1 protein-coding gene is annotated in these 1,357 nt (G+C 67.0%); it reads right to left on the bottom strand.

The window, feature by feature from the left end; translation table 11 throughout:
* Positions 1-43 precede the first annotated feature (43 nt).
* Positions 44-1,141, bottom strand: a complete 1,098-nt coding sequence (locus ACLQ28_RS34395; RefSeq protein ID WP_425690428.1) for an IS110 family transposase — start codon at positions 1,139-1,141, stop codon at positions 44-46.
* Between the last annotated feature and the right edge of the window lie 216 nt (positions 1,142-1,357).

Below are 1,357 nucleotides of genomic sequence, written 5' to 3'. Positions count from 1 at the left end.
ATGAACGGATGCACGTTCACCGGGTCTCCTTGATGCTCCTATGTCAAGCTGCTACCGGGAGCGGCTGCAGATGTGTAGCGGTGTGGGCGCTGCTGGTGGCAGCGCAGGCGGGTCGATCGGTTGGTTGGCACGCCCGTTCGTCAGTCAGTAGGGCGGTGAAGACCCGATCGGACAAACGTCGGCGCAGCAGTCGTAGGGCTTCCGTCTTGGTCTTTCCGCTGTTGATCAGCTTGTCGACGTACTCCTTGCCCGGCCCGATACCGCGGGTTTGAGTGACCGCTGCCATGTGCAGCGCGGTGTTGACGGTGCGGTTGCCGCCACGGTTGAGTCGGACCCGGACCTTGTTTCCGGACCACACTGGGATCGGGGCGGTGCCGTTGAAGCGGGCGTAGGCGTGCTTGGACTTGAATCGGGCAGCGCCGGCGGTTTCGCCGAGGATCATCGCCGCGCCGAGCACGCCCAGGCCGGGGATCGCGAGCAGGGTCGGTCCCAGATCCTCCACCAGGTCCCGCAGCTCACGCTCCAGGGCGTTGATCTGCACCGTCAGCTCCCGGCAGCGGACCAGCAGATCTCGGGCGATCCGGGCGACCGTGCCGTCGAGGTCGGCGAGTCTGGCAGCCAGTTCGTCGATGACGCGGTAGCGGCGCAGGCCCCGGGAGGGCACCTGGAGTTCCGGGTCCAGTTCATGCAGGTGCCAGCGGAGCCGCCCGCATAGCTTGGTGCGTTCCACGACGAGATCGTGACGGTGATCGGAGAGCAGCTTGACCTGCCGGGTAGGCCCGTCGAGATGGGCAACGGGCAGATCCGGCTCGCGCAACGCGGCCAAGGCGACAGCTTCGGCGTCGATCGGGTCGGACTTCCCTCGCTGCCGCCCCGACCTACGAGCCGCAGCCATCAACCGGGTATGCACCCGCACAACCCGATGCCCGGCACGCAACAGGTCGCGTTCCAGCCGGCGGGTCATATGCCGGCAATCCTCGACCGCGAAGCTCACCTGCGGCCACTGACCTGCCCATTCCACGGCGCGGAGGTGACCTTCATCCGTCGCGACGACAGTTCGTTCGCCGAGCTTGCGGCCCAGGTCGTCGACCGCGACCAGGGTGTGTGTGCGCTTGTGGGCGTCGATTCCGATCACGGTCATGCCAGCTCCTCGCTGCCGGGGGTGAGGGTCCGCGAGCCGGGCGAGGGGGCATGCCTTAATCGAGCAGTAGCAGGCTCCTATCAAGCCACTCCAGGCCCGGCGCAGGGTCCGGCGGGGCCGCACATCAGGAAAAGCCACCAGCCGCAGGCCGGGGCAGCGAAGAAATGAGCGAGCCCCGCCGGACGTCGATCAGTCTGGCATTAACGCGAAGAAAGC

This window comes from Micromonospora sp. DT201 (assembly GCF_049841575.1).
GTDB lineage: Bacteria > Actinomycetota > Actinomycetes > Mycobacteriales > Micromonosporaceae > Micromonospora.
This window is presented reverse-complemented; position numbering and strand designations above follow the sequence as displayed.

Excerpts from the sequence above, each read along its gene's own strand:
- ACLQ28_RS34395 (WP_425690428.1), bottom strand. The coding sequence starts at position 1,141 with ATGACCGTGATCGGAATCGACGCCCACAAGCGCACACACACCCTGGTC.